Source organism: Nocardia sp. Marseille-Q1738 (genome assembly GCF_965283145.1).
On the sequence record NZ_CBDIMS010000006.1, the window covers coordinates 99,900 to 122,136 of the forward strand.

General features: G+C 64.2%; 8 protein-coding genes. 6 read left to right on the top strand and 2 right to left on the bottom strand.

Annotated elements, in window-relative coordinates:
* Positions 1 to 324: 324 nt before the first annotated feature.
* From ACWPXK_RS22140 to ACWPXK_RS22165, 6 genes are all read left to right on the top strand, one after another.
* A complete protein-coding gene (locus ACWPXK_RS22140; protein WP_454198091.1) occupies positions 325 to 5,472 on the top strand; it encodes a DEAD/DEAH box helicase in 5,148 nt (1,715 codons plus the stop codon).
* 4 nt (positions 5,473 to 5,476) lie between these two features.
* Positions 5,477 to 8,287: a helicase-related protein gene (locus ACWPXK_RS22145; RefSeq protein WP_454198092.1), complete on the top strand. Its 2,811-nt coding sequence runs from the start codon at positions 5,477 to 5,479 to the stop codon at positions 8,285 to 8,287.
* Positions 8,288 to 8,550: 263 nt separating this feature from the next.
* Positions 8,551 to 12,177 carry an Eco57I restriction-modification methylase domain-containing protein gene (locus tag ACWPXK_RS22150; RefSeq protein ID WP_454198093.1) on the top strand — a complete coding sequence of 1,209 codons (3,627 nt, stop codon included), beginning with the start codon at positions 8,551 to 8,553 and terminating at the stop codon, positions 12,175 to 12,177.
* Entirely contained in the window at positions 12,174 to 14,408 is a 2,235-nt protein-coding gene (locus tag ACWPXK_RS22155; protein WP_454198094.1) for an McrB family protein, read from the top strand. Before ACWPXK_RS22150 ends, ACWPXK_RS22155 begins: the two co-directional genes overlap by 4 nt.
* Complete coding sequence (locus ACWPXK_RS22160; protein WP_454198095.1) at positions 14,383 to 15,579, top strand: McrC family protein; 1,197 nt, start codon at positions 14,383 to 14,385, stop codon at positions 15,577 to 15,579. The genes ACWPXK_RS22155 and ACWPXK_RS22160 overlap by 26 nt, the downstream gene beginning before the upstream one ends.
* A gap of 710 nt (positions 15,580 to 16,289) precedes the next feature.
* On the top strand, positions 16,290 to 16,853 hold the full coding sequence (locus tag ACWPXK_RS22165; RefSeq protein WP_454198096.1) for a transglycosylase SLT domain-containing protein: 564 nt from the start codon (positions 16,290 to 16,292) through the stop codon (positions 16,851 to 16,853).
* Positions 16,854 to 16,943: 90 nt separating this feature from the next.
* Here the strand turns inward: ACWPXK_RS22165 and ACWPXK_RS22170 are convergent, their stop codons facing one another.
* Together ACWPXK_RS22170 and ACWPXK_RS22175 are read right to left on the bottom strand one after the other, a co-directional pair.
* On the bottom strand, positions 16,944 to 20,975 hold the full coding sequence (locus tag ACWPXK_RS22170) for a TIGR02680 family protein (protein WP_454198097.1): 4,032 nt from the start codon (positions 20,973 to 20,975) through the stop codon (positions 16,944 to 16,946).
* The gene (locus tag ACWPXK_RS22175) at positions 20,972 to 22,225 is read right to left on the bottom strand and encodes a TIGR02678 family protein (protein WP_454198098.1); all 1,254 of its coding nucleotides are present in this window, start codon (positions 22,223 to 22,225) and stop codon (positions 20,972 to 20,974) included. The genes ACWPXK_RS22170 and ACWPXK_RS22175 overlap by 4 nt, the downstream gene beginning before the upstream one ends.
* Positions 22,226 to 22,237 lie beyond the last annotated feature (12 nt).

Consider the following 22,237-nt stretch of genomic DNA (forward strand, 5'->3'; position numbering starts at 1 on the left):
AAGACGATCACTGCGAAGACAACGTATCTTCTATAGCAAGAACCAAGTGGCACAAGGAGATCCAGATACCACCGGACACCCTACCTCGCCGAGAACCTGCTCCGACCGCACAAGAAACCACAAATGCGCAGTGTCGCACGCTCTTGGCTGAAGATCTTTGTCGGGCACGACATCTCAGCTGACGCTGAACAAACCACAACTAACAACACTCCACTGCTCCAGTCCACCTGTTGCGGAGACAGGGCTCAACCGAACAAGTGGCCGATTCGACCCGGCCATGCGACATGAACTGGATGTCGTGAGCATGAAATACGAGGGGGATCAATGGACGTTTTCGAAGTCCACGAGCGGCTTATCGAAGACTACAAATCCTTCACCACCTCAGCTGTCGACCCTCGGGATCCGCGGATCGCCCAGTTCGTTGCCGACCGCATCGCTCGGGGTGAGCAGTGGCCCGAGCCCTGGGTGTCGTTGAACCCGGCGTTCGCCAGCGGCGGTTCGATCACCGAGCTAATCGCCGAGGGCTTGTTGCACCCGGAATGCCAAAGGATCTTCCGACCCAAGTCCGAGCACGCCGTCCTGTCGGATCGGCCGATCACCTTGCACCGGCACCAGCGTCAAGCCATCGAGGTCGCGCAATCCGACGCGAGCTATGTACTGACCACGGGCACCGGTTCGGGCAAGTCGCTTGCCTACATCATCCCGATCGTCGACCGCGTCCTTCGGCAAGAGCCACGACCGGGCGTCAAAGCGATCATCGTCTATCCGATGAACGCTCTCGCCAACAGTCAACTCGGCGAGTTGAAGAAGTTTCTGACGTGGGGTTATCCGCCCGGCGCCGCACCGGTGACGTTCGACCGCTACACCGGCCAGGAGAAGGAGCAGGATCGGGAACGGATCCTCCGCAATCCACCGGACATCCTGCTGACCAACTACGTAATGCTCGACCTCGTGCTGACCCGCCCGGAGGAGCGCGCGCGGCTGGTCGACGCGGCAAAGGGCTTGCAGTTCCTCGTGCTGGACGAGTTGCACACCTATCGCGGCAGGCAAGGGGCAGACGTCGCCATGTTGGTCCGCCGGGTACGCGATGCCTGTGAATCCCCGAACCTGCAATGTGTCGGTACCTCGGCAACTATGGCCAGCGCCAGTTCCACCGCCGATCAGCAGCAAGAGGTCGCGCGCGTCGCGACCGAGCTGTTCGGCACCGGCGTTACTCCCGATCACGTCATCGGTGAGACGCTCGACCGCGCCACCCATGGAGATTCGGCCGACGCCACCGCTTTGGCTCGTGACATCCACTCCGGTGGCGTCACCGGAACCTATGCGGAGCTGGCTGGTTCGGCGCTGGCGGCCTGGATCGAAACCACGTTCGGATTGACCTCTGAGCGTGACACCGGTCGCGTCGTGCGCCAGCGTCCCGCGAAGGTGCGAGAGGCCGCTGCGCACCTGGCAGGTCTGACCTCCACCACGGTGGACGAGTGCGAGCCGGCCATTCGCTCGACCCTGCTGACGGGCTCTGCAGCCAAGCACCCTGAGACCGGCCGTCCGCTCTTCGCGTTCCGGCTACACCAGTTCGTCTCCAAAGGGGACACTGTCTATTCCTCGATCGGCTACGAGGAGGAGAACGAGCGCTACCTCACCGCCGAATACCAGGTGGCGGTGCCAGGAAAGCCCGACCACATACTGCTGCCGCTGGCGTTCTGTCGAGAATGCGGTCAGGAGTATTTCGTGGTCACCCGCACCGACGGCGATGGCCAGGTTCGCTATCGCTCACGCAGGGAGCGTGACCGCAGCGGTGACAGCGGCACAGACGGTTACCTCTACATCTCGTCGAAGCATCCCTGGCCAGCAGATCCACTGCAAGACAACCGGTTACCCGACTCCTGGGTCGAAGACGGCGACGTGATCGATCGATTGCGGTCATCGCTTCCGTCACGGGTGCATGTCGCATCCGACGGCATCGAGATGCCCGGTGGGGAAACGGAAGCTGCCTTCGTGCCGTCACCGTTCCGCTTTTGCCTGCGCTGCCGTGTCGCCTACATGCAGACCCGTGGCAGCGACTTTGCCAAACTGGCAACGCTCGATGCCGAAGGACGCAGTTCCGCAATTTCGGTGCTCAGCTCCTCGATCGTGTCCTCACTCAAACAGCTTCCACCAGAACAACTTTCCGCGGAGGCCCGCAAGCTGTTGACTTTCGTGGACAACCGCCAAGACGCGAGCCTGCAGGCCGGGCACTTCAACGACTACGTGCAGGTGACTCAACTCCGCGGCGCATTGTTCCACGCGCTCGAGTCCGGCCCGGCACACCACGACGACGTCGCACAACGGGTAGTGCAGGCCCTCGGAATCGACTTTGCCGACTACGCCAAGAATCCCGAGGCGGTGTATGGCCCGCGAACAGCGGCGCAACGCGCGTTCACGGCGTTTGTCGAGTACCGCTTGTACACCGACCTGCAACGTGGCTGGCGTGTGACGATGCCGAACCTCGAACAGACCGGACTCCTGCGCATCGAATACGAATCGCTGCCGGAGATCGCCGCTGATCAGTCGATCTGGTCCGATACCTGCGCCCCGCTGCGCGACGCGCATGCCGCCCAGCGGGAAGAGCTGTGCCGGATCGTACTCGACGAGTTCCGACGCGAACTCGCTGTCGAGGTGGACTGCCTCAGCGAGGACGGCTTCGACCGCATCCGGCGTCAGTCCGACCAGCACCTACAAGGGCTGTGGTCGGTAGCACGGCACGAGCCCGCACCCCGCCCCGGAATTGTCTCGACCGAGCCGGGCAGCCCAGGGAAACCGCGGGCGGATGTCCGGCTCACCGGCCGGTCCTTGCTCGGCCGCTACATCCGGGATCTCAGCGGATTGCGGCAACCCGACGGCAGCAAGCTGAAGGTGAGCGACGCACACCAAGTCATCGTCGACATCCTGAAGATGTTGGACACCACCGGCCTGCTGATCACCGTGCACGCTCCGAACATTGCCGGCCCCGCCTACCGGTTGAAGGCGTCCTCCGTGATCTGGATGGCCGGCGATGGCAAGTACGCCGGGGTCGACCTGCTGCGCAAGTCGGTCGATCCAGACTTGGGCGCCAGAGTCAACACATTCTTCCGGGACCTCTACCGCGACACCGCCCCTACCTTGGCCGGTTTGCACGCCCGGGAACACACCGCACAGGTCGATTCGCTCAGGCGCGAGCAACGAGAGGAGGACTTCCGCCGCGGGGACCTACCGGTGATGTACTGCTCTCCGACCATGGAGTTGGGCGTCGATATCGCCGATCTGAACGCGGTCGGGATGCGCAATGTGCCACCAACTCCCGCGAATTACGCCCAGCGTAGTGGCCGAGCGGGGCGTTCCGGCCAGCCAGCGTTGGTCGTAACGTACTGCGCGACAGGCAATTCTCATGATCAGTACTACTTCCGGCGCTCGGCGGAGATGGTTGCCGGATCCGTCGCGGCCCCGCGGCTGGACCTGACGAACGAGGATCTGCTCGCCTCGCATCTGCACGCGATCTGGCTGTCGGAAACGCGAGCCGATCTACGTTCCCGGATGCCACAGCTACTCGACCTGGATCTACCGGGAATGCCGCTACTCCCAGCGCTGCGTAGAGACCTGTCCGACGAGTCTGCCATCGTGCGTGCGAAAGTGCATGTCGCACAAATTATTTCACCCTTGACATCGGAATTGCAGACCACATCGTGGTGGCATTCCGCATGGGCGGAGGATGTGATCGGCTCCGCAGCGGAGACTTTCGATCGTTCTTGCGACCGCTGGCGTCAGCTCTATCAGTCCGCCCTTGATGATCAGGAAGAGCAGAACCGGATCGTCCGCAACATATCGGCATCACATCGCGAACGTAAGGCCGCCGAATCCCGGCGTATGGATGCCGAGCGCCAGATGGTGCTGTTGCGCAACGAGGACTCCGACTACGGCCACTCGGACTTCTACACCTACCGGTACTTCGCCTCGGAAGGGTTCCTGCCCGGCTACAGCTTCCCTCGCCTGCCGCTGGCCGCTTACATCCCTGCCATCAGGGCGGGTGGCACCCACGCCGACGGCGAGTATCTGCAACGCCCGAGGTTCCTCGCCATCCGCGAATTCGGGCCCGGCGCCATCATTTACCACGAGGGCGCGCGCTACCAGGTCAAACGAATCCAGGTGCCGATCACCACGCATGGCGAGGGCATCGTGGACGTCCAGATCACCCGCCGATGCGAGCAGTGCGGATACCATCACGTCGCAAAGCCGGGGCTGGATACCTGCCAGTACTGCCAGGCGATATTGGGCACACCGCAGTACGACATGATGCGGATGCAGACCGTCTTCACCCGGCGCAGGGAGCGGATCTCCAGCGACGAGGAGGAGCGTCGGCGAGCGGGCTTCGAACTGCATACGTCCTATCGCTTCCATGATCACGGTTCGCGGCCCGGCCGCCTGGGCGCGAAGGTTTTCAGCAGGCATGACGCCGTGCTGCTGGCGGCGCTCGATTACGGCGACACCGCGACGGTGCGGGTCACCAATCTCGGGTTGCGCCGTCGCCAGAAGCCGGACGACGTCGGCTTCTGGCTGGATACCGTGAAGGGCAACTGGTTGTCGGAGAAGGACGCAGCCGACGCATCGGCGCCCGATGACGGTCTCGATCCGGTGTCCTCGTCGACCAGCCCGAAAAAGGTCATCCCTTACGTGGAGGACACCCGCAACATCGTGGTGTTCCGCCTGGCCCACAGCGTCACCGATGCACAGGCCACCACGCTGCGGTATGCGCTCGAACGTGGTATCGAGGCGGAGTTCCAGCTGGAGGATTCCGAACTGTCCAGCGAAGCACTGCCCGATCCGAACGGTCACGCCCGCATGCTGTTCACCGAGTCCGCGGAAGGCGGGGCCGGCGTGCTACGGCGGTTACACGCCGAGCCCGGCGCTCTGGCGCGGGCGGCGCGCCGAGCGCTGGAAATCGCTCACTTCGACGCCGACGGAAACGATCTGGGTAAGGCCGAGGGAGCCCGGGAGCGCTGCGAGAAGGCCTGTTACGACTGCCTGCTCTCCTACGGCAACCAAGGCGAACACGAACTGATCAATCGGCACGACGTGCTGAATCTGTTGCGAGAGCTCGCCACTTCGGAAACCGTGCCAGACAAGCCGGTTACCGATCGCACCGAGCAGATCGACATGATGCGGCGACGCTGCCGAACGCCGCTCGAATTGAGGCTCATCAACCTGCTCGTCGAACACGAACTCGCATTGCCGAGCCGGATCCACGAGCCGATCGACGGGGCGAATATCGAACCGGACTTCGTGTTCACCGCCCGAGACGCCGCACTGGCGGTATTCGTCGGCCCGAACGTCATCTCCGATGACGACGCCGAGGAACGTCTGACGGACCTTGGGTGGTCGACCCTCTGGCTGCATCCCGAGGACGACTGGCTGGCGAAACTCCGCGACCATGCGTATGTGTTGGGTGAGGGAAGGAATTAACCGAATGGCTTTCGCCGCAGGTAATTTGGTGTCGGCGCGCGGACGCGAATGGGTCGTGCTACCTGGCAGCACCGACGAGTTCCTGGTGTTGCGGCCGCTGGGCGGTGCCGACGACGACATCGCGGGCGTACTCGTCAGCGAAGGCGTCGCACCTGCCGCCTTCCCCGCACCCGATCCCGCCGATCTCGGCGATCACTTCAGCGCCAGCCTTTTGCGTAGCGCGCTGCGGATCGGCTTCCGTTCCACCGCTGGGCCGTTCCGGTGTTTGGCCTCGATTGCGGTGCAGCCCCGCGCCTATCAGCTGGTGCCGCTGATGATGGCGCTGCGGATGGATGTGGTCCGGCTGCTCATCGCCGACGACGTCGGAATCGGAAAGACCGTCGAGGCCGGCCTCGTAGCGGCCGAACTGCTCGAAGTGGGAGCGGCGCAAGGTGTGAGCGTGCTGTGCAGCCCGGCCTTGGCCGAACAGTGGCAGCGAGAGTTGCGCGAAAAGTTCGGGCTGGCCGCCGAATTGGTGCTTCCCAGCACAGTTCGGCGGTTGGAGCGGCAGTGCATCGGCGCCGAATCGGTCTTCGATCGGTTTCCGATCACCGTCGTCTCGACTGATTTCATCAAGAGTTCGCGACGGCGCCACGAATTCGTGCGCACGTGCCCGGATCTGGTGATCGTGGATGAGGTGCACACCTGTGTCGCCGATGGCGGCCACGCGGGAGTCGGCCGTACCCAGCGCTACGAACTCATGCGTGACCTCGCCAAAGACCCTCACCGGCACATGATTCTGGCCAGCGCGACACCGCACAGCGGTAAGGAACAGGCATTTCGAAACCTGCTCGGGCTGCTCGATCCCGAGCTGTCGTCCATCGATCTCGAGAAGCAGAAGGACAGGGAGCGGCTTGCCAGGCATTTCGTCCAGCGCCGTCGCGCCGATATCCGCCGCTACCTCGACGAGGACACGCCCTTCCCGAAGGATCGCCTCTCCAAAGAGGTCTCCTATTCCTTGAGCCCCGAATACCGGGCGCTGTTCGAGAAGGTTCTCGATTATGCGAGAGGGACCGTGCGCGCCGATGGCGGTGATGTCGCCAAACGCGTCACTTGGTGGTCTGCGCTGGCGTTGCTGCGGGCGATGGCGTCGTCGCCGCGCGCAACCGTGCAGACACTGCGCACAAGAGCTGCTGCCGCGGCGGCGGACTCGGTCACCGAGGCAGACGCGATCGGCCGGTTGGTCGTGCTGGACCTGGCCAATGACGAAGCCATGGAAACCGACTCGACGCCCGGCGCGGACACCGATGACGCCGCGGCTACTGCCACCGAACGCCGCCTTCGCGGCTTCCTCACCGATGCGCGCAAGCTGGAAGGTCAGGCCGACAACAAAATTGCCGCACTGGTCGATGTCGTCAAGGAGCTGTTGCACGACGACTGCGACCCGATCGTCTTCTGCCGCTTCATCGACACCGCGGACTACGTGGCCGAGGAACTCGCCAAGCGGCTCGGCAAGGACGTCACCGTCCGGTCGGTGACCGGCACGCTTCCACCCAATGAACGCGTAGCCCGCATCGATGAGCTCACCGCGGTGCCCGGCAGGCATGTGCTGGTGGCGACCGATTGTCTGTCAGAGGGTGTCAATCTGCAAGAAGCCTTTCAGGCGGTCGTGCATTATGACCTGGCTTGGAATCCGACGCGCCACGAGCAGCGTGAGGGCCGCGTCGATCGTTTCGGGCAAACCGCGCAGCAGGTGCGTGCCGTCACTCTGTACGGCAGGGACAACCAGATCGACGCCATTGTGCTCGAGGTCCTGCTGCGCAAGCATGAGGCGATCCGGAAGGCGACCGGCGTGTCGGTGCCTGTGCCCGATAACAGCGAGGCGGTGGTCGAGGCCCTGATGGAGGGGCTGTTGCTGCGCGGCGACAACGAGGAGCAGCTCAGCCTCGACCTGGATGTGCAGACCAAGCAGCGCCGTTTGTACGCCGACTGGGATTCGGCGGCCGCACGGGAACGCGAGGCCAAGACCAAGTACGCGCAGTACACGATCAAACCGGAGGACGTGGCCACCGAAGTGGCCGCCGTGCGGGAATCGCTGGGGACGCGATCGGAAATCGCGCAGTTCGTCGAGCATTCCCTGCGGGCACTGCGTTCCACCGTGACCGCGACAGCGGACGGTTTCACCGCCACATTGGCGACGCTGCCCGTCGGAGTTCGCGATGTCCTGCGCGATCATCGCGATCCGCTGCCGTTCGCCGTCGACCTGCCCGTTCCGCGTGGCACGGCAGTGCTGGCGCGCACCGATGATGCCGTCGAAGCAGTTGCGAAGTATGTCCTCGAATCGGCGCTCGACGCGAACCTGCCGGCCGAGGATCGACCGGCCCGACGGTGTTCGGTGATGCGTACCGACGCGGTGAGTACCCGAACAACCTTGCTCCTCGTGCGCTACCGCTTCCATCTGCTGCTGCCGTCGCGCACCGGCAACCGCGAACTCGTCGCCGAGGATGTCGCGATGCTCGCGTTCGAAGGCGCACCGGCGCAGTCGCGTTGGCTACCGGATCCCGACGTGCGGGCTCTGCTCGCCGCGCGGCCGACAGGTAACGTTCCCGAGCCGCAGGCCCGCCAGTTCATGGCGCGCAGTCTGGACGGCCTGGACAGGGTCCGCCCCCACTTGGATGACCACGGCCGCCGGCTCGCCGAGCAGCTGTTGCAGTCACATCGTCGGGTCCGGCAGGCGTCGGCCGAGATCGTGCGTGGTTTGAAGGTAACGGTCGAGCCGTCGGCGGACGTGCTCGGCGTCTTCGTGTTCATTCCGCCGGTGGGAGGGGCGCAGTGAGTGCCGATTCGTTCGTTGGTGTCCGGATTCAGGGTGGACTCGTGCCGGTCGACCTGCTGCCTCGGCTGTTGCAGCCCGGACATGGCGGTCTCGACGGGCTGAGTTCCCGCGACTATCACCTCGCCACCGGTGAGTCCGTCCGTGACGCGGCGAACCGTGTGTGGGCCTATCTGCGTGGGGTGTGGGCAGGGTACCGGGACGCGCTGGCGAAGCTGCCGAAATTCGACACCGCCACCTCGCTGACCCGAGGGCGGTTCCTGCTGGTGCTCCTGGACCAGCTCGGTTACGGCCGGGTGCCGGCCACACCGCGCGGCGGGTTGGCCGCGGACGACACCTCGTTCCCTATTTCGCATGTGTGGCAGAACGTGCCGATACACCTGCTCGGCGCCCGAGTACCACTGGACACCCGCACCCGCGGCGTGGCCGGGGCAGCGGGCGCGTCGCCACAGTCGATGGTGCAAGAAACGTTGAATCGGTCCGAGGCACACCTGTGGGCGATTCTCTCGAATGGCGTAGTGCTGCGACTGCTACGCGACTCGACGTCGTTGGTCGGATCGTCCTATGTGGAGTTCGATCTCGAGGCGATCTTCGACGGCGACCTTTTCGCCGATTTTCTGCTGCTGTATACGCTGTGCCATGTCTCCCGGGTAGAGGTCCGCGACCCCGAGGTGGGGCCCGCGTCCTGCTGGTTGGAACAATGGCGTCGGGACGCCATCGACTCTGGTTCGCGCGCATTGAATCTGCTGCGCGACGGGGTGGTGCAGGCGTTGCGGACGCTTGGCTCAGGATTCGTTGCCCATCCCGCCAACACGGATCTGCGCGACCGGCTGGCCACAGGCGAGGTCGACAAGGACGACCTGCATCACGCGCTACTGCGGGTGGTGTATCGGATGCTGTTCACCTTCGTCGCCGAGGATCGCGGAGTGCTGCTGGCCCCGGCGGCGACACCCGCGGTGCGGCAACGTTTCACCGACTACTTCGCCACAGCACGCCTGCGCCGCACCGCACTGCGCCGAATCGGCGACCGGCACAGCGACAAATGGCAGGCCCTTACGCTGGTCTGGCGTGGTCTCGGTGACGAGCAGGGTCTGCCCGAGCTCGGACTGCCGGGTCTCGGCGGCCTCTTCGAGCGCGGCGAACTCGATCTGCTGCTCGACTGCTCGCTCAGCAACGAGGCACTGCTCGGCGCGGTGCGCGCCTTGTCGACCGTGCGCGAACCCGGCTCGAGTGTGCTGCGTGTGGTCGACTACCGCAGTCTGGGCGCGGAGGAACTCGGCAGCATCTACGAAGCACTGCTCGAATACGTGCCGCAGATCGACATCGCGCGCCACACCTACGTTCTCGATATCGCCGCGGGAAACGACCGCAAAGACACCGGCTCCTACTACACGCCGACCAGCCTGGTCGAATCGTTGCTGGACACCGCGCTCGACCCGGTGCTCGACGAGGCCCAGAAATCCGACGATCCCGAAGCGGCGCTTCTACAGGTCACCGTGTGTGACCCCGCCTGTGGCAGCGGCCATTTTCTGGTCGGCGCCGCACGCCGGATCGCGAAACGGGTTGCCGCACTGCGTACCGGCGATCCGGAACCGGCACCACAGGCCGTGCGCGGGGCGATGCGGGATGTGGTGTCGCACTGCATCTACGGCGTCGATGTCAACCCGCTTGCCGCCGAGCTGGCGAAAGTGTCGTTGTGGATGGAGGCCCTGGAACCCGGACGGCCACTGGCCTTCCTGGATGCGCAGATCAAGGTCGGCAATGCGCTCGTCGGCGTCACTCCGCGCCTGCTGGCACAGGGGCTGCCCGATGACGCGTTCAAACCGATCGAAGGTGACGACAAGAAGATCACGGCATCCCTGAAGAGGCAGAACAAGTCCGAGCGTGAACACGGCAATCAAGCCAGTCTCTTCGATGCTCCCGAACGAGTGTCGAACGACCCGCTGCGCTCGCGTATCGAGGACGTGATCGCAGCACGCCCGAATTCGCTGAGCGACGTGCATATTCAGCAACAGCGACTGCGGTCCTACATCGACTCGGACGAGTACCGGCAGCAGCGGCTGGCGGCGGATGCGTGGTGTGCGGCGTTCGTGTGGCCGAAGTACGAAGACGCACCCACTGCGATTACGCACCGAGTGGTCACCGCACTCACAGCGGGCAAAGCGGTGCTCGATGAAGCGATGCGCGCCGAGCTCCACCGTCTCGCAGCCGAATACCGCTTCTTCCACTGGCACCTGGAGTTCCCGCACATCTTCCCTACCGCCACCGGCGCCGACGTCAACCCGGCGACCGGGTGGGCAGGCGGTTTCTCGGTGGTGTTGGGAAATCCGCCGTGGGAGCGGGTGAAGCTGCAGGAGCAGGAGTTCTTCGCCGCCCGCGACCCGGAGATCGCCCAAGCCCCCAACGCAGCTGCACGCAAAAAGCTCATTGCCGCACTGGCACACGCCGAACCACCCGTCCTGTATCAGGAATTCATCGCCGAGAAGCGTAGAGCGGAAGGCGTATCGCACGTCCTGCGTGTCTCCGGACGATTTCCGCTGACCGGCCGCGGTGATATCAACACCTACGCCGTATTCGCTGAGACCGACCGGAGCCTGCTCGCAGCGCGCGGACGACTAGGCGTTATCCTCCCTACCGGCATCGCCACAGACGCGACTACCCAGCATTTCTTCAAGGATCTTGTCGAACGGGGTTCCATCTCGAGCCTCTATGACCTCGAGAACAGCAAGCCTCTATTCGACGGGGTGCATCGAAGCTTCAAGTTCTGCCTGCTCACGCTGGTAGGGCGTGACATCCGTGAACCGCGAGCGGACTTCGCATTCTTTGCCCACGACCCGACCGACCTGCAGCGTGCCGACGCTCGATTCACTCTCACCCCGGAGGAAATTTCCCTCCTCAACCCCAACACCGGCACCTGCCCGGTCTTCCGGACTCGGCGCGACGCGGAGATCACCCTCGGCATCTACCGCCGAGTTCCCGTCCTCATCCGCCAAGGTGACCCGGACGGTAACCCCTGGGGTATCAAGTTCATGACAATGTTCCACATGTCGAACGACTCGGACCTGTTCCACACCCGCGAGGAACTCGAGAAGAACGGTTGGACCCTGCGGGGCAACGTCTTCGAGCGCGACATCGAGAGAATGCTGCCGCTGTACGAGGCGAAGATGATCCACCACTACGACCATCGCTGGGCAAGTTACGAGCCAGATGGCACGGTGCGCGACGTCACTCTCAAGGAAAAACAGGAGCCCGATTTTGTCGTGATGCCACGCTACTGGGTCAACGAGGTGGCCGTTGACGCGACACTCAAGGGACGCTGGGACAGGCAGTGGCTGTTGGGTTGGCGTGACATCTGCCGAAGCACTGATGAGCGGACCATGATCGCGAGTGAGTTGCCGAGAACAGCTGTGGGGCACACGATGCCGATTGCATCAACCACAGGCCAACCCGAACTACTTCAGGCGCTCTGGACATGCTTTGCCCTCGACTATGTCGCGCGTCAAAAGGTTGGCGGAACCCATATGACCTACGGATATCTCACTCAGTTGCCAGCTCCTACCCCCCATACAATTGACCGCTTGAAACTGGGCACCGACTGGTTCCTAAAGCGAACCATGTACCTCAAAATCGAATGGCATGATCTGTCGCTAAGAGCATCAATTCGCGCTGAACTGGACGCCGCCCTCTTTCACGTATACGGAATCGATCGCGACGACGTCGACTACATAATGGATACTTTCCCGATCGTCAAACGCAAGGACGAGGCCGCGTACGGCGAGTATCAGACGAAGAGAATAATTCTAGAAATCTACGACGCAATGGCAGATGCGGAACGCACCGGACAATCATACGCCTCGCCGTTCGATCGCGTATTGGAGACCAAGGCGGCATGACAGATTCACCAGGTTCAGTATCCCAAACCGAAGGAGTAGAATCCGTTGAAACGGTGGGCAGACGAATAATAGATGCATGCCTCGGCAAGGACGGATCTATTCTGACCCCTGGTCGAGAGATCTGGACCACGACCAACCTTCAGGAGCTCGTCGACAGCTACGTCAATCAACCTGATGCTGGATCCGGTGGCTTCTTCGAAAAGCTCGCTAATCAACTGGCAACCGTATCGCCCGACGCAATACAGCTGTTCGCCGAGCTACTGCTGTTGAATCTTCTGCCGGTGTTGAACTTCACCGGGGATACGAAGATCGATCACCTCAAGCGAGTGCTGGCGCTCGGAGCGACCGACGTGACAATCCCGCCAAACATCAAGGACACGCTTCGTCTTGGCGGCGTTTTCCGAGGCGGGCAGGCATTCACCAACCACCGGTGGGCACAACTCGTCTTTCTGGTGCGGTTCGCTTTGCACTTCAAATCTCTTCCCGCACAGCAGCAATCCGAATCACTGGCGGATCCGCTGGCGTTTCGGGAGACGGTACGGGCGGTGCCAACGGGGCAGGCGACGCAACAAAATTCGTTGCAGTATTTGGCTTTCCCGGAGTTCTTCCTCCCGATCGTCAGCGCGAGCGACCGCCGTGCCATCCGTGACACGTTTATTGATCGGCTAGACGAGAGCACTGGCGACGTTGACCAGGACCTGCACCGGCTCAGTGTCCTAATGTCCGAGAACACCGGAGCTCCTGTCCATTTCTACAGCCCTCCTTGGGTGGACCAGTGGCGGGGCAGCCGTGATCCGGTCACACCAACAGACGCGGTCCAGCATGCCTGGCGCGTGCGCGGCTCCGATGTGCTCGGCCTGGACATGGTGCCCGTGTGGCGCACCAAAGGCATCGTGTCGCTGTCCGCCCGGCTGCTGCGCCCGGTCGAACCCGATGTGACGCGTGATGACCTGAAAAGCTGTGTGGAGGAGGACTATCGCACCTCCGGCTATTCGGCGCGGCAAGAGAAGTTCGAAGAATTCTATGCTTTCATGCAGCGCATCCATCCGGGCGATCTCGTCGTCACATTCAGCCGCCAGCGTTTGCACTTCGGCACCGTCACGGGTGACGCCGAGCACACCCCCACGGAAGACGGCCGGTCCAATCTGCGCCGCACCGTCAAATGGGAAGCCCGGACGATACCGCTCGACTCCGTCCCCGATGAGCTGACACCCTTGCTCAACAATCCGCGCGACGTCACCGATCTGAGCGCGCACATCGAAACTCTGCGCACCCTGGCGGGGCAGCATCCGCCGACCCCGGCGACGAAGGCCGCCAACCTGCCGGACGCCACACCGGAACTGGCCGACCATCTGCATGTTCCGCAGGCCTGGCTGCAAGAATGCATCGACCTGCTCCGCGACCGCCCGCAGTTGATCTTCTACGGCCCGCCCGGCACCGGAAAGACTTATCTCGCACAGAAGATCGCCCGGCACATTGCCCCTGACGGCAACGTGACCGTCGTCCAGTTCCATCCCGCCTACTCCTACGAGGACTTCTTCGAGGGCTACCGCCCTGTCCCCCTCGGCAATGGGCAGATCGGTTTCGATCTGAAGCCGGGCCCCCTGCGCCGGATCGTGGAGAAGGCGGCGGAGAACCCGACCGCGGTCTATGTCCTCATCATCGATGAGATCAATCGCGGCAACTTGGCAAAGATCTTCGGTGAGCTGTACTTCCTGCTCGAATACCGCAACGCGGCAATAGACCTGATGTACCGGTCGGAGAAGGACGCACCGTTCTCACTGCCGAAGAACCTGGTGTTGCTCGGCACGATGAACACCGCCGACCGTTCGATCGCCCTCGTGGACGCCGCCATCCGCCGACGTTTTGCCTTCGTGCCCCTGCATCCCGAAGAATCTCCGGTCAACGAGGTGCTGCGTGGCTGGCTGGCAGCTGAAGGCCGGGATGGAGAGGTCGCCGATCTTCTCGACGCACTCAACCGTCGCATCGAGGACCCTGATTTCAAGATCGGGCCGTCGTACTTCATGCGGGATGCGGTATTCGCCCCCGGCGGGATCGAAAGAGTCTGGCGCACAGCGATTCTCCCGCTGCTAGAGGAGCACCATTACGGCGATCGCATTGTCGACGTGGCCGAAACATACGGCCTGGACGCGATCCGTAGCACGCTCGACGAGGTCACGTCAGCCGAGCATGCGGAGTTGGACGATGACGCAACGGCTGACGCTGACTGAAGGCGGCGCCGCGCAGCGGGTGTCGCTCAGCAGCGCCGAGTACACGGCGCTGCAGCGGCTCGCGATCGCCGATGCCGTTCCCACCACCACACCGGGTGTGTATGAGATCTCGGCGGGGAGAAAGGTGGGCGCCGTCTCCCTCGGCGATCGACAAATTCTCGTCCGGCCAAAGGTGCACGATATCGATCGGCTTGTCTTCCTGATCGGCTATGCGGCGAAACCCGACATCTGGCGTGACGATCCGGTGACGCTCAGTTCCGCCGACGAACTGTTTCCCGCACTCGCCGAAGCATTCTCGCGCATCACGCTGGCCGCCGCCGAGCAGGGCCTGATCATGGGGTACCGAACGGTCAACGACACCCTGCCGGTACTACGTGGCCGACTCCTCGCAGGCACTCAGATGGGTCGCCACCATGGAATGGCGTTGCCGCTGGCGGTCGAATACGACGAATTCACCACCGATATCGCCGAGAACCGGCTCTTGCTGCTGGCCACAACCCGGCTGCTGACCGTACCCCGGGTCAGCGAATCAGCGCGAAAGCGGCTGCACCGGTTGCGGCTCGCGCTCTCGGAGGTGACGTACCTGCCGCGTGGTGCGGCCGTGCCACATTGGGAACCGAGTCGGCTCAACCACAGGTTCCATGCCGCCCTGCGCCTGGCCGACATCGTGCTCTCGGCGCAGTCCTTCGAGCATCGGTTCGGCGACCTGACCGTCACCGGCTACATGTTCGACATGTGGAAGGTCTTCGAGGACTTCGTCTGCACCGGGCTGAGCGAGGCGCTGGCGCCCAGGGGCGGTCGCTGCGCGCCACAGCACCGGATGGCCATGGACGCCGCCGACCGGGTGACGATGAGACCCGACCTCGTCTGGTTGGCACCGAATCGCACCGTGCGCGCAGTTGTCGACGCGAAGTACAAAATCGAGCGGCCCCAAGGTTTTCCGGATGCCGACCTATACCAGATGCTGGCGTACTGCACTGTTTCCGGAACCCGGCACGGACATCTCGTCTATGCCCAGGGCAATGCCACGCCGATCGCACACCGCATACGCAACAGCCCAGTCACCATCCACTGCCACACCCTCGATCTCTCGCTCCCACCCCGAGCGCTGCTCGCCGCTGTCGACCGTCTCGCTGCACGTGTCGCGGCGATGAGCACCACCGAGGAATGATGACCACCCTCGCACTGCGCCGGGACTTCCTTCGCGACTACGGCAAACTCGAGATCAACAAGGCCCGCAACCCGCGCGTCCGATCGGTCCAAGTCGACAAGTCTGGCGGGGCATCGGCTAGCACCGGGCCGGTGATACGCATAGCTTGCTGAAAGTGCCCCCAGGACGACTCCTACACGTGGGCGTGGCGTCGCGCCGTAAGGATCTCGGCAGGTCGAAATAATTGTTAGATACCTTGCTCCGCGTACGGCCCCGTGATACCCGGTGATCGGATCGAGATAAAAGCACCCGCGTTACAAAAAAGTCCCGCATTGTGTTGCATATCACGTTTGTACACGAAGCGCCTGATCAGGCGGTATATCGAGCCGCTCAGCCAGAGCTCTCCAAGATCGGCAATTTCACTTGTTTACCACTAGTTTGCCAAATGTTAATCTATCGTGATCAAGCTGATATCAGGTCCGGAAGAGACCAGAGGAACCAGTGACCAGCCTGTGACTGGATTCTCCCCCGGGTACGACAGCGGCACCCGAGGGGCACCGCCCCGAGTAGTTCCCGCATCGCGCCGCCAGGAATTCGAACCCTGGCCTTTCACAACGAAATCCGAAAACAGCACATGGCCGATACGGGCGAACTCCCCACTGGACGCCCGCTGTCGATCCGCGCTGCCTTGTCGGGGCGGATCGCCGCACGATCAAGGAACTGATTTCGCAATGCCTGAGTCACGCCTTTCTCCTTTCCGCCACCGATCGCTTCGTAAAGGTGCCGTCCTCGCGGCCGCGATCGGCATCGTCGCCCTTGGTGCCTCCGCTGGGGTGGCGGTAGCCGATGACAGCGTTCCGTCCCGTATTGCGACGGTCGCCGACGCCCCCGGTCTGCCTGGCCTGCCCCCACTGCCGCCGCTGCCCGCGCTTCCCCCTCTGGGCGTCCTGCCTCCGCCGCCGCCCCCGGTCTACGAGAACAACCTCGACGGCTGGATTCGCCAGTCACTCGACGTCATGCGTGTCCACAACATTCCGGGTAGCTACGACAGCATCCACCGCAACATCATGCGTGAGTCGGGCGGCAATCCCCGGGCCATCAACACGTGGGATTCCAACGCCGCCAAAGGAACCCCCTCCAAGGGGCTGCTCCAGGTGATCGACCCGACCTTCAACGCGTACCACGTCGACGGCACCCCCTTCGACATCTGGGACCCGGTCGCCAACATCACCGCCGCCTGCAACTACGCGGCTCACCGCTACGGCTCGATCGACAACGTCAACGGGCCGTACTAACGTTCGGCCCCTCCTCCAGCGCCTCCTCGTCTCACCGACGGGGAGGCGCTGTCGTTGACGCCGATTGGCTGATCAGGTCACAACCTCGGCTCACGCCTCGACCAACTCCTGCCCGTTCCAGGTGAACCGCGCCGTCGTCACCGCGTCATTCCCGTCCCCGCCCACGATCTGGTGAATCCCGATCCCGCTCAACTCCGCATACGTGCACCACTCGTGATCCGAGGTCAGCATCAGGTCCAGGTCCAACGCCGTCAGCAGGGCGAAGATCTGTCCCCGGTTCACGGTGTCCACTCCGACGAACACCTCATCCAGCAAGATCACGCGCGGGGCCTGGGTCGCGGCCTGGTAGTGCGCGGCGACGGCGGCGAACAGCGGTAGGTGCAGCGCGATGGCCTTCTCGCCGCCGGAGAGCGCGCCGTGCAGTTTCTTGGTCAGCTCCTGGAAGCCTTCCCCGTTGCCGCGGTCGATCTTGACCACGAAACGATGCCAGGTCGTGTAGTCGAAGACCTGGGCGAGTTGCTGTTCCCAGCTGGTGGCGGTGTCGTCGGCTTTCGCCTCCTCGATGCGGTCGCGCAGGAAGCGGTGCAGGGATTCGCGGTCGGCCTCGCTGAGGCGGACGGGGTCCTTGAGCAGGAGGTCGCGGGCGGCCTTGGTGCCCGGTGGGAGATCTTTGCCTACCTGCCAGACCAATTGGACGGCGACGTTGGAGGCGGTGCGCACGCGCTCGAGCCGCGCGTTCATGCTGTCGACGAGGTCGTTGGCTTGTCGGATGCGGGCGGCGAGGTGGCGGCGGGTGTCGCCGGTCAGAGTTTGGTCGAACAACCGCCGTTCCTGTTCGGTGATCTCGTTCTTGCTCTGTTCGGCTTCGGCGACGAGGACCTGGAGCAGTTCGGCGCAGCCGACCCGGACTCCGTCGACCACGGCGGTGAAGACCTGAACGTCCTCGTCGGTTTCGAGGTCGAGATCGGCGCGGGCGCTGAGCGCCGTGCGGCATTCGTGCACCGCCTCGTTGAGGCGGCGCACGGCTTCGTTGAGGTTCGCCGGAGCGTACGGCACGGTGGGCCAGGCCGCGGCGACCAACCGCGCGGCGTCGAGTGCGGCCCGAACACCATCCGAGATGGCCAGCGTCTCCCGGAATTTCAGCAGATCGGGAAGCGCGCTGTCGTCTGGGAAGATTCCGGTGGAAAGATGCCGAAAGCGCAGCGCGACAGCGTCTCTCACCGCGGTCGCGGTCTCTTTGGCCTCGGCGTCGGCGGTCTTCTGCGTGGCGAGACGACCTACCTCGGTGGCGAGGTCGGTGAGCGTGGCGCGGTCTTGTTCGAGGTTGCCGTTGAGCTCCTCGATTCGGACGCGGAGCTGCTCGATCTCGGCCAGCACTTCGCGGTAGTCACGCCCGACCGACTCTTCGATCGCTTCGAGTTCGGTCTTCATTTGCCGGTACTCGTCGGCTGACTCGGCAGCGGCTTCAGCGCGGTCGGCCGCGTCGGCGGCGGACTGCTGAGCGTGCTCGGCGCGCTCACTCGTAGTCGCGCGGGCCTGCCGCAAGTCGCGGTGAGCGTCGAGCCAGACGTCGGCTTGACCAGCGAAATCGTCGATGGCTCCGTTCAGGGCCGAGAGAGCGGTGCGTTCGGTGGGGAGTCCGGTGCCGGCGGCGAGCAAGGAAAGGCCATGCAGCGCGTTTTTGACCGCGGCTTCCTTTACCGCGACGGTCTCGAGAGATTTGCGAACCTGACGATCGGCTGCGGCCAGGTCTGATTCGGTGCGGGTGAGCTTGCTTTCGGCAGCCAGGAGCAGCGCGTGATCAGGCCGCCTGTCGCGCTCGGACTCGATGAGGCCGCGGTGAGTGACCAGCTGCCGCAGTCGGGCGTCCTGCTCGCGCAGCCGAAGGTCGCACTCGGCGATTTCGCCGTCGAGTTCGCGGATGAGCCGCTGTCTGGTGCGTTCGCGGGTCGAGGCGCCGATGTAGGCGGGCTGATCCTTGTGCCAGCTGCCGTTGAGGTTGCCGATGCGCCAGCTGCCATCGGCGCCGACTGCCGCGACAAACGCGGAGGGAAGTCGGTCGCCGAAGGCAATGGTGGCCAGTAGCCCGCGCACTACGTCAGGGGAAACGGGACTGTCGGGGACGGCAACGAGAACCTCTGCCAGGGAGCGACCGGTGACCGGCTCGAGAGCCGTGTGGTCGGCGAACACATCGTGGCCTTCCACGGCTCCACCTGGACCGATCCAGGCGTCCAGCAGCCCGGCGGATTCGAGGGCCGCCTCGATACCCGCCGCGGTGCTACCGGGCAGTCCGTCGGCGAAGTCGATCAGCCGCCACAGGGGTGCGCCGGCCATCCGGCTCCGGTCGGTGGTGCGCCAGGCCGGGGCGGCGGGCGGGATGTCGTGTTCGTCGGCGAGGCGTTCCCGTTTGGCGGCCAGCTCGCCGCGCTTGCTTTCCGCGTCGTCGATTTCCCGCTCACATCGGGTCTCCTGCCGTGCCACATCCTCCAACGCGGCCGAGACCACCGTGTTCACTGTGTCGCTCAGTGCTGATCGGCTATCCGCGAGATCGGCGATGGCGTCCGGATCATCGAACAACAGTGCGCGACATCCGACTGCCCAGTCGCGCAGGCGGTCATGCAGGGCATCGAGTTCGTGTGCGCGTTCCTCGGCGGCCGCGGTCTGCGCGTCCCGGGCTTGCAGGAACTCCTCTCTGGCCGTCTCCAATGCCTGTTCGGCGTCGGTACGCGAGTCGACGGCACGTTCGTGTCGGTCGAGCGCGCGAGCCATATCGCCGATGCGGTCGCGTCTGCCCCGCACCGCTGCGCGCAGCAAAGCTCGGGACTGGTCGGCTTCCGGATCGCGGGTCAGTTCGTCGTACACGCTGACGAGTCCGGCGCGGTGCGCGGCTTGGCGGGTTTCGATGCCGCTCCGCTCTGCGATCTCTGCCAGCCGCCGTTCGGACTCGACGGCTGCGGCGTGCTGCTCAGCGGCGGTCGCCGCGGCAGACTGTTTCAGTTGCGCCTCCGCCTCGGCTCGCTCTGCCCGCACCTCGGCGCTCCTGGTTTGCTTGCGCAAGTCGACGAGTTTCAAGCCCTGTTTGTAGGCGTCGGTTTTGGTGAGCCCGTCACGCCTGGACTCGGCGTGCAACAGATCGGCCTTACGTGCGGTAATGCGGTCCTCGGTCTCGCGCTTACGCTGCTCGGTACGCTCGTACTCGTCAGCGGACTTCTTCGCCGCACTGGAGATTCTCTCCAGCTCTGTGGTGGCCGAGATGAGCGCGGCGGCCCCGGCACGCAGTACCCGCTGGGCATAGGTGCGCTGATGACGCGCCAGCGTGCGAGTCGCCGCGACCTCGGCATCCAAGCGCGCCAGCCGTTCCCGCTGCGCGTCGAGACGCTCGAAGCCCTCGGCGAGGTCGGCGATCTCGTCGTGGCTCAGCGGCGGCAGCGCGCGCGACAGCAGCGTCGACAGCAGGGCCGGGTCGAGTCGCTGCGACAGTTTTGGCGTCCGCAACTGAAGCAAAGCGGTGATCAACGCGTCGTATCGCTGCTCGTTCAAGGTGGGGAACAGCGTCGAACGCACTCTCGCGCGGTAGTCGGCCGCGGTGTCGTGCACCTTTCCTCCGGCGCCGAGCCGCTCGTCCAGTGCCGCACGGGTCAGCGGGCGGCCTGATTCGGTCAGCACCAGCTCCCGCTCGGAGTCCGCTGTGCCGATCCGCAACTCGGTGGTGAAGTAATCCGCGTGTACCGACGTGGTCCGACTGGTGGCCTGTAGCCGCGCACCACAAGTGAACCACCTTTCGGTCTCCCCGGAAAGCCGAAATTCGAGCCAAACGTATCCGACCCGGGTGGCACCGGACGCGCCCTCACCCATGAGATTCCAATACATGGTTCGTTCACCGGTACCGAAGGTGGACAACCGATTGGCCCGCAGGTTCGCATCGAACAGGAAGGGCAGCAGCAGTTCCAGCGCCTTGGATTTGCCGCTGCCGTTCGGGCCGCGCAGCAGCAGACGCCCGTCGTGGAATTCGAAAACCTCGTTGTAGTAGCGCCAGACGTTGAGTATTCCCGCGCGAGTGGGCACCCACCGGACGCTTTTCTCCGCGCCGGGCAGCGGTTGCGGCAACTGAGTCACGGTCATGACGGTTCCTCGGCGGTGTCGGCTGTGCGGATCTCGCTGACGCGGTATCGGGAGGCGGCGGGCAGCGGGATCACCAGTCCCGACGCCGAGAGGCGGACCAGCCCGAACGACTTCAGCACGGCGAGTGCATCGGAAACGAGTTGCCGCGCGCCGTCATCACCGCGATAGGTGCGAGCCCAGCGCGGAAACCGGTCCAGGATTCCGGCGGCGCTGCGCTGCAACTGTTCGGCGGTGGTCGGGCCCGGCATGGCGTCGAGAAGGAGGAGCGCTGCCACCTTGGCGGTGCCGGCGTCATCGGGGAACCGGCTGTCGGTGGCGATGCCGTCCGGGTCGACCAGCAACAATCCTTCGGCCCGCTCTTCGAGAACGAAACCGCCCTGTTCGGCAGCGCGACGGAGTAACTGCCTGCCGGTGGGCGAAGCAAGGTAGGCTCGCTCGTCCTCGGTGAGTTCGTCGAAGTACACCACCGGATCGTCCACCAGACGACGAAATACACTGTGCCGCAACCACAGATTGCGCTGAACGTCGGAGACACCCGTGCGGTCGGCATGCCTGCCCGGCGCAGCCGCCAGACCGTAGCGGCGTTCCCTGGTGAGTTCCGTGAGGACGTCGTCGAACCGCAGCGACACCTCCTCGGCGGGCAGCCCCAGTTGCGACGGGCCGGTCGGGAGCGCCAGCAAACGCAACAGCAGCGTGGTATCGACTCGGAACAGCACCTTCGCGGTATCCGACTCCACGTACGAATCGGCGGCTCCGTCGATTGCCTCGAGCACACCGAACGCCTCCAGCAACCGCAGCGCGTCCACGAAAGCCATTCGCTCCGTGCGGCTGGCCGTATCGAAGCTCGCCACCACGGGGTCCTCCGCGGTGGCGACACGCACCCGCCCTGCGAGCAGACCGATCGTCGTCACCGGGGCGGCGAAAAGTTCCGCCGCCACCACACACAGCAGGACGTAACGTCTGCGATCGAATTCTGCTCTGCCGGAACGCAATCGGCGGGCAGATCGAGTCGGATCGAGGGCCGCGCGTACTTTGACCAGGCGGGCATAGCCGAGACGTGGCTCGACGATCAGCGTCCAGCCGCAGTGGTAGTCGAACCACTTCGCGATCGGATCGTGCCGCCGCCGGATCACGTCGAACACATCCGGTGCGGCACGTTCGGTGATCAAAGGATCGGCGAGCAGATGCCGCACGCCGCGGGTGATCTCCTCACGCTCGGCGATCACCAGTTGATTGGCGAGCTCGCTCAAGGCTTCCTCCCG

Bases quoted from the DNA above. Each gene is read 5' to 3' on its own strand.
- ACWPXK_RS22155 (WP_454198094.1), top strand. From the start codon at position 12,174: ATGACAGATTCACCAGGTTCAGTATCCCAAACCGAAGGAGTAGAATCC.
- ACWPXK_RS22170 (WP_454198097.1), bottom strand. From the start codon at position 20,975: ATGACCGTGACTCAGTTGCCGCAACCGCTGCCCGGCGCGGAGAAAAGC.
- ACWPXK_RS22165 (WP_454198096.1), top strand. From the start codon at position 16,290: ATGCCTGAGTCACGCCTTTCTCCTTTCCGCCACCGATCGCTTCGTAAA.
- ACWPXK_RS22145 (WP_454198092.1), top strand. From the start codon at position 5,477: ATGGCTTTCGCCGCAGGTAATTTGGTGTCGGCGCGCGGACGCGAATGG.
- ACWPXK_RS22140 (WP_454198091.1), top strand. From the start codon at position 325: ATGGACGTTTTCGAAGTCCACGAGCGGCTTATCGAAGACTACAAATCC.
- ACWPXK_RS22160 (WP_454198095.1), top strand. From the start codon at position 14,383: ATGACGCAACGGCTGACGCTGACTGAAGGCGGCGCCGCGCAGCGGGTG.